Annotated in this window: 8 protein-coding genes; all 8 read right to left on the bottom strand. The window is 63.7% G+C overall.

Features of this window, described 5'->3' with window-relative positions; genetic code table 11:
• Positions 1-98 precede the first annotated feature (98 nt).
• A complete protein-coding gene (locus Q1V57_RS07620; protein ID WP_300529301.1) occupies positions 99-323 on the bottom strand; it encodes a F0F1 ATP synthase subunit C in 225 nt (74 codons plus the stop codon).
• Positions 324-384: 61 nt separating this feature from the next.
• Positions 385-1,164 (bottom strand): F0F1 ATP synthase subunit A, encoded by a 780-nt coding sequence (locus Q1V57_RS07615; protein WP_300529299.1) that lies wholly within the window; start codon positions 1,162-1,164, stop codon positions 385-387.
• Positions 1,165-1,219: 55 nt separating this feature from the next.
• A complete protein-coding gene (locus Q1V57_RS07610; protein ID WP_300529303.1) occupies positions 1,220-1,477 on the bottom strand; it encodes an AtpZ/AtpI family protein in 258 nt (85 codons plus the stop codon).
• Positions 1,478-1,665: 188 nt separating this feature from the next.
• Entirely contained in the window at positions 1,666-4,923 is a 3,258-nt protein-coding gene (gene smc, locus Q1V57_RS07605) for a chromosome segregation protein SMC (RefSeq protein WP_300529297.1), read from the bottom strand.
• Entirely contained in the window at positions 4,823-5,092 is a 270-nt protein-coding gene (locus tag Q1V57_RS07600; protein WP_300529295.1) for an AAA family ATPase, read from the bottom strand. Before Q1V57_RS07600 ends, smc begins: the two co-directional genes overlap by 101 nt.
• A 63-nt stretch (positions 5,093-5,155) precedes the next feature.
• On the bottom strand, positions 5,156-5,872 hold the full coding sequence (locus tag Q1V57_RS07595; protein ID WP_300529293.1) for a thioredoxin domain-containing protein: 717 nt from the start codon (positions 5,870-5,872) through the stop codon (positions 5,156-5,158).
• Between the two features lie 40 nt (positions 5,873-5,912).
• Positions 5,913-6,632: a thioredoxin domain-containing protein gene (locus tag Q1V57_RS07590; protein WP_300529291.1), complete on the bottom strand. Its 720-nt coding sequence runs from the start codon at positions 6,630-6,632 to the stop codon at positions 5,913-5,915.
• A 20-nt stretch (positions 6,633-6,652) separates the two neighbouring features.
• The coding region (locus tag Q1V57_RS07585) for a DciA family protein (RefSeq protein WP_300529289.1) at positions 6,653-7,333 on the bottom strand (681 nt) is incomplete at its 5' end.

Genomic DNA, 7,333 nt, shown 5'->3' with positions numbered 1-7,333 from the left:
GGAATGCGGTGCGTGCGTCATGGGACGCCGGCTCCCTTAGACTAGTGGAGCGAAACGGTTGCGGCCGCGCCCGATGGCGCAGCCGCAATCGCGGATACTTAGACGACGAACAGCAGGATCAGGGCAACCAGCAGGGAGAAGATGCCCAGCGCTTCCGTCACGGCGAAGCCGAAGATCAGGTTGCCGAACTGCGACTGAGCCGCAGACGGGTTGCGCATGGCGCCTTGCAGGAAGGAACCAAAGATGTTGCCCACGCCGACAGCAGCACCCAGCATGCCCAGGCAAGCGAGACCGGCGCCGATGTATTTGCCCATTTCTTCCATTTGAAAACTCCTTCGAGGATATGTCTGGCAGTTGGTTGGGTTAGTAGGAGACGCCTGCGGATCAGTGACCCGGGTGCAGAGCGTCGGAAAGATAGATGCAGGTCAGAATGGCGAAGACATACGCCTGCAGGAAAGCGACCAGGAATTCGAGTGCTGTCAGGGCCAGCGTCATGGCGAACGGCAGGATGCCGACCAGATAACCGGCTGCGCCGAGCGCGCCAGCAAGCATGACGATGAAGCCGGCGAACACTTTCAGAAGAATGTGTCCAGCGAGCATGTTGGCGAACAGACGCACCGAGTGCGAAACCGGGCGCGAGATGAATGAGATGATCTCGATCAGCGTTACGAAGGGCAGGATGTAGAGCGGAACGCCCGACGGAACGAAGAGTTTGAAGAATTTGAAGCCGTGCTTGAACAGGCCGTAGACCAGCACGGTCAGCCACACGCTCATTGCCAGCGCTGCGGTGACAATGATGTGGCTGGTGATGGTGAAGGAGTGCCAGCCCGGTGCCGGGAAGTAGGGGAACATGCCGAGCATGTTGGCGACCAGGATGAAGATAAACAGCGTGAAGACGAACGGGAAGAAGCGCAGCGCGTCAGAACCCGCTGTGGAGCGCAGCATGTCGGCCACGAAGCCATAGATGATCTCCGCCACCGACTGGGCGCGGTTCGGGATCATGGCCCGGCTGCCCATGGCAAAGGAGAAGAGAACGATCGTCAGGACCGTCGTCAGCACCATGAAGAAACTGGAATTGGTGAATGCCAGATTCAGGCCGAAGGCCTCGAACTCGAAGAGGGTGTGAACTTCGAACTGCTTGATCGGGTTGGTGTCTGCTGCCACGCCCGGCCTCACTCATCTAATGCGGCAAACGCCGCGGCTTGATCCGATGAAGACGTCAGCTTTCGCTATCCGTCTCCGCGTTTATTTCTTTGGCCGCGCGCACAACGTTGAGCGTGCCCGAGGCGAAACCCAGTAACGTACCGACCATCAGCCCCCAAGGTCCCGTTCCGGCGATCAGGTCCAATATGAACCCCAACGCTGAACCGACGAACACCCCGGCAAAGAACTCCGACCCGTAGCGGACCCCGAGGGACCAGGCGGAACGCGGCTCATCCTTATACTTGTCCTCGCGGGCTCTGCGCTGCGCATCAATGCGCTGCTGCAGCTTGTCGAGGTCGGATTTGGATGGGTCGCTCAGCTTATCGTCTTTGCGAGACAGGATTGATCGGTACGCCTATGAAAGAGGACCCCCCATAGGCGCGCGCAAACTATCCTTGCGACCTGACCAAGTCAAGCAATGCCGCAGGTGCGGTAAACCACTAAAATGTCAGGGAGTTTTTGCTATTCCGCCGCAATCAACTGTTCCGCAGCCATCAGGTCCACCGAGACAAGCTGGGAAACGCCGCGTTCAGCCATGGTTACGCCGAACAGACGATCGACCCGCGACATGGTCAATGGATTGTGGGTGATAACGAGGAAACGCGTCTCTGTCAGCGAGCGCATATGGTCGAGCATGCGGCAATAGCGGTCGACATTGGCGTCATCGAGCGGGGCGTCGACCTCGTCGAGCACGCAGACCGGGGCCGGATTGGACAGGAAGACAGCGAAGATCAGCGCTGAAGCGGTCAACGCCTGCTCACCGCCCGACATCAGCGACATGGTCTCCAGCTTCTTGCCCGGCGGGCAGGCGAAGATTTCCAGGCCGGCCTCGAGCGGGTCATCGGCCTCGGTCAGGCGCAGTTCGGCATGACCGCCTTCAAACAGCGTCGCGAAGAGCTGGCGGAAATGCCCGTCGACGATTTCAAAGGCTTCCAGCAGCCGGGCGCGGCCTTCGCGCGATAATTCATCGACCGCTTTGCGCAAGCGGTCGATCGCGGCGAGGAGGTCGTCCCGCTCGCGCTCCATCTCGGTGACCTTGCCAGCCAATTCCTCGGCTTCCTCGTCAGCGCGCAGATTGACTGCCCCGAGACGCTCGCGCGAATTACGGGCATCGTGCAGCCGGCGCTCCAGTTCATCGGCGCTGAGGCCTTCAACATCGGCCTCGGACACACGCTGGGAGAGGGCGCCCGGCGCCGAGCCTGTCGCGTCCTGCAGGCGTTCCGTGGTTTCCACCAGTCGCTCACGCATGCCCGACAGCTTGGCTTCAGTCGCAGCCCGGCCTTCGCGGGCCGCCGATGCGGCCGCTTCCGCCTTGCGCGCGGCGCTGTCGGCTTCCTTGACCAGGTCCTCGGTTCCCGACGCCGCGTCACGGGCCTTGCGCGCCGTCTCCTCAGCCGCCTCGATACGGTCGGTCAGGGCGTGGAGTTTGTCTTCCAGTACCGCCGGGCGTTCCCGGGTTGCGGCCAGGTCCTTGGCCGCCTTGCCGCTCTCCGCCGTCAGCTCCTCGATCTGTTTGCGGGCGCCTTCGCAGCGGCGGGTCCAGGCTTCCACATCCCGCGCCAGGGCACCGCGGCGCTGGCGGCGCAATTCCGATTCGCGGCGGGCGCTTTCATAGGCCGCTCGCGCATCCGCAGCCGCAAGACGGGCCTGCTCGGCCTTTTCCCGTGCCTCTTCCACAGCATCAACCAGCCGCTCGGCCGCATCGCCGGCGCTGAGTGCCTCTTGGGCATCCTTGAAGGCCTGTTCGGCCTCGGCCGCTTCTTGGCTCAGGCGTTTGATCCGCTCCGCCAGGGCATCGGCACGGGCTGTGTCACGGGCAGCTTTCTCGCGCAGGTCAGACAGGCGCGAGACGGCCGAGCGGGCGGCTTGTTCCGCGACCGGCACAGCCTTGCGCGCTTCGGCCTCACTGGCGCGGGCATCGGCGAAATGCTGCTCGGCGCTATCGCGGGACGCTTCCAGTCCGGAAAAGCTCTTGGCGCCGGCTGCAAGTTCGCTGCGAATCTCTTCCAGCCGGTTGCGCTGTTCCAGCCGCGCGACCGCAGCGGAGGGCGCATCGGCCCGCGCGACCAGACCGTCCCAGCGCCACAGATCACCTTCCTGGGTGACAATGATCTGACCCGGCTTGAGCTGGCTCGCGGCCTTTTCGGCGCGTTCGGGTTTGACCACGCCGATGGCATCGAGCCGCGCCTTCAGGGCCGGCGGCGCCTTGACGTGGTCAGAAAGCGGTACGCTTCCGCCCGGCAAGAGGTCCGCCTTGACGCCGGCTTCGCGCCAATAACGCGCCGCATCCGCGTCCAAAGAGGCCTGCAAATCGTCCCCGAGGGCCGCGGCCAAAGCCTTTTCGAAACCGGATCTGGCCCGCACTGCATCGAGGGCCGGGTTGCTGGTATCTTCCAGCGCCGTCGCCAGAAGCTTGTCCAGGGCCTGGGCTTCGCGTTCCAGCCCGTCCCGCTCCTGGGCCAGGGCCTGATAGGCTTCAGCTGCCTCATTGCGAAGCGTTTCAGTGGCTTGCCGTGCCGTTTCCGCTTCAGATAACGCCGCCTGGGCCTGATCGCGTGCCTGTTCTGCCGTTTCCGCGGCCTTCTGTGCAGCCACCAGCTCGCTCAGTGCAGTAGAGGCCCGGACCGTTTCCAGTTCGCGCCGCGCCGTCTCCAGCTCCCGGCCGATCTGCGCCTGGCGCTGCTCCAGCCGTTCCACATCCCGCCGTGCGGCCTCTGCAGCCGCCCGGTGCTCCGCCGCTTCGCGGGCCTTGGCGTCGAGCACGGCATCCTTGTTCTGGCGACGCTCCTCGGCATCCTTTGCTGCGGCCTCGGCGAAGGCGAGCGTCTCTTTATCCTTGGCGGCTTCGGCATCAAGGGCTTCAAGCTGGTCTGCCGCCTCGCTGCGTGAGCCTTCTGCATCTTCCGCGATATGCTCTTCGCGCCGGATAGCGGCGGCGAGTTCATCAATGCGGTTTTCAAGGGCCGAAATGCGCGATTGCACCTCGCCGGCCTCGCGGTCGAGCTTGTCGCGTTCGCGTTCCAACAGGCGCAGGGCCGCCGCGGCTTCCGCTTCGGCCTGCCGTGCCGGTTCGCGTGCGGCGGCTTCAACCTCGGCCCGGGTGCGTGCCTCGGCGGCATGGCGGGTGGCGGCGTCCGCTGCTTCGAGGCGTTCGGCCAGTTCTGCTTCCGCGGTTTCGACATGGCTCGCCGCCTCACGCCAGCGATTGAGCCAGACCGCGGCTTCAAGGGTGCGGATCGAGGCCGAGAGCTTGCGGTAGCGGGCGGCCTGACGGGCCTGTTTTTGCAGGGCGTCATGCCGTGACGCGGTCTCATCGATGACTTCCTGCAGCCGGCCCAGATTGGTTTCCGCACCCTTCAGGCGCAATTCCGCCTCGTGGCGGCGGGCCCGCAGACCGGCAACGCCGGCGGCTTCTTCCAGCACCCGGCGGCGGTTTTGCGGCTTGGCCGCGATGAGCTCTGAAATCTGGCCCTGGCGCACCAGGGCCGGAGAGTTGGCGCCGGTGCCGGCATCGGCAAACAGGAGCTGGACATCCTTGGCGCGGACTTCCTCGCCATTGATCTTGTAGGCCGAGCCACCACCGCGGGTGATGCGACGGGTCACTTCCAGCGCCGCGGCCTCATTGAAGCGGGCCGGCGCGAGTTTCTCGGCATTGTCGACGGTGAGCACGACCTCGGCATGATTGCGCGGCGGTATGGAAGATGTGATCTTCGCCGGCACGCAGCGATTTGGCGGAGGTGGCACCCATAACCCAGCGCAGGGCTTCGAGCAGGTTGGACTTGCCGCACCCGTTCGGCCCGATAATCCCGGTCAGTCCCGGATCAATCCGCAATTCGGTCGGATCGACGAAGGATTTGAAACCGGCCAGCCTGAGCTGAGTGAACTTCACCTGACCTCCACAACGCACCGCGCTGCAGATTGTGCAGATGATTGCGGCGCTTTCCTGACGTTTTTACTGGTCCGAATCGGACACGTTCAGGAAGTGAAGGACGATTCGGCGGAAATTGTCTTCACCATAGTTGGCGGGAAGCCTTTCTCCGTTGACGATCAGGGGCTCTCCACCCCAGGTCAAAGAGCCGGAATCATCAATGCCGAGCGCCTGCCCGTTGATGACGAAGCTCGGCGTGCCGCGAACCTCGTCGGCATTGGCCAAGGCTATGGTTTCACCGATGCGTTCGTTCTTCGCCGGGTCTTGAAGACAGGCCTGGAGGTCCTCTGCGGAGACGCCAACGGTTGCGCCGATACCGTGATAAATGCCGAGGATGTCGCCCTGGGCGCGGATCGCGTCGAAAATCTGCGGCTGGGCGGCAAACAGCAGATCCACGGTCTCGAAATAGCGGTCCGGACCGGCGCACTCCGCCATGATCGCGCTGGCCGCGGCGATCTGGTAGGGCTGGGTGACGATCGGACGGATGATGAAGCGGACGCGGCCGGTGTCGACATAATCCGGCTTCAACCAGGACCAGACCCCGTCATGCCAGTTCTTGCAGGCCGGGCAGGCGAAGGACGCGTACTCGATAATCTCCACCGGAGCCGTATCCGATCCGACAGCATAATCGGTGAAGGTCGACAACGGCACCGGTGTTGCCGGGGCGCTTGACTGGGCATGGGCCGTCAGCGGCAGAAACAACGCGACAAGCGCGATCTGGACATTACGCAGGATACTCATGGTCCGGTCTCCGCCGCTGGCGTGATTGGCTCTGGCGCTCTTATTCCTGGCCCTGGGCCAGCAGATGGTCGATCAGGCGGCTGAAGGTTTCCGCATCGACGAGGCCGAGCACCGGCTCGCCGTCAATAATCACCTGCTCGTCACCGAGGAAATAGGTGTATTCGGTCTCGCCCGGCGCGCGCCGGCTGTCGAGCAGCTGACCGTTGAAGATGAAGCGCGGCGTTCCGGTAATCCCGGCTGCGCCGGCGCGTTCATGGCTGTCGACAATGCCCTGATTGATGTCTTCATCAGCGAGGCAGGTATCGTACTGGTCGGCCGAGAGACCCAGCGCACCGGCGATGGCGATATATTGCGAGCGCGCACCGCCCGGGTTCTGCGCCGCGCGGAAAATCGAGGTCTGCTGCTGGAACAGGAGATCAATCGCGTCGAAATAGCGGTCTTCCGAAACGCAGCGGGCCAGAACAAAGCCGGCAATGGCGAATTGCGGCGAGCCGGTGATCATCTCGCGCATGACGAAACGGACCTGGCCGGTATCGACATAATTTTCTTCCAGAACCGGATAGACCTCTTCATGGAAGGTTGCGCAATGGCCGCAGGCGACCGAGGCATATTCGACAATCGTCACCGGCGCGGTGTCAGAACCTTTGGACAGATCATAATCGGTCGTCGCGGCCGGCGAACCGGAATTGCCGCCGCAGGCGGCCAGAAGCAGTCCGGACGAAAGGGCCAGAGCCGAAAACAGGCGTCGGGTCAGTTTCATCTAATATTCCCCTCAACACTCTAGGTCCGGTTGCGGCGCGTCTGCACCGACCGGTCGAAACGTTTCAGCGCGGACAATAGCCGGGCCTCGGTGGTTTGCTCCACCCCGTCTGTCATCTCTTTTGCGCGATTTAATGTCGCCGGGTCCGGGCGGGCCGGCTGAGCTGCGGCGTCTGTGTCCGGTGTCTTTGTTCCGAGGCGGCCCTGAACCACCTTCAGCCGCGTGGGCGCCCGGTGCCCGGCATAGAGTTTGACGCGCTCAAGAATGTGCCGGCTTTCAGCCTGCAAAATGGCACCGGCGGGCCCGCGGGTCTGGATCACCAGGGTCTGCACATTGCCCTGGCGCTGGATCGAGGCCGGATCACACCAGCGGGCCAGCCTCGCCCCGACAATCTCGGTCCAATGCTGCTCCAATTGCTCGATACCGACACCGAAGCGCTTGGCCAGCGGACGCAAAACACGCTCGGCCGCCCGCGCTGCGGGCGGTGCGGCGGGCCGCGAGCGGCGACCGCGATGCTGTTCGAGATAGCGCCGCGCTTCGCTTTCCAGCGTTGACGGTGTGACCGGGCGTTTCATGTTGAGCACAATTGCGCCAAAGCTGGCGCCGGACAAGAGTGGGACATGCATGTTGGATGATGCGGAGATCGTGGTCCTGAGGGCCGGGCTGCTGGACTGGTATGACCGGTCCGGCCGGGCCTTGCC

Origin of the sequence: Maricaulis sp. (assembly GCF_030149425.1) — a bacterium.
Taxonomy (GTDB): Bacteria; Pseudomonadota; Alphaproteobacteria; order Caulobacterales; family Maricaulaceae; genus Maricaulis.
This window is presented reverse-complemented; position numbering and strand designations above follow the sequence as displayed.

What these genes read in the sequence shown, in the direction of transcription:
- Q1V57_RS07620 (WP_300529301.1), bottom strand. Translation starts at nt 323, where the DNA reads ATGGAAGAAATGGGCAAATACATCGGCGCCGGTCTCGCTTGCCTGGGC.
- Q1V57_RS07590 (WP_300529291.1), bottom strand. Translation starts at nt 6,632, where the DNA reads ATGAAACTGACCCGACGCCTGTTTTCGGCTCTGGCCCTTTCGTCCGGA.
- Q1V57_RS07595 (WP_300529293.1), bottom strand. Translation starts at nt 5,872, where the DNA reads ATGAGTATCCTGCGTAATGTCCAGATCGCGCTTGTCGCGTTGTTTCTG.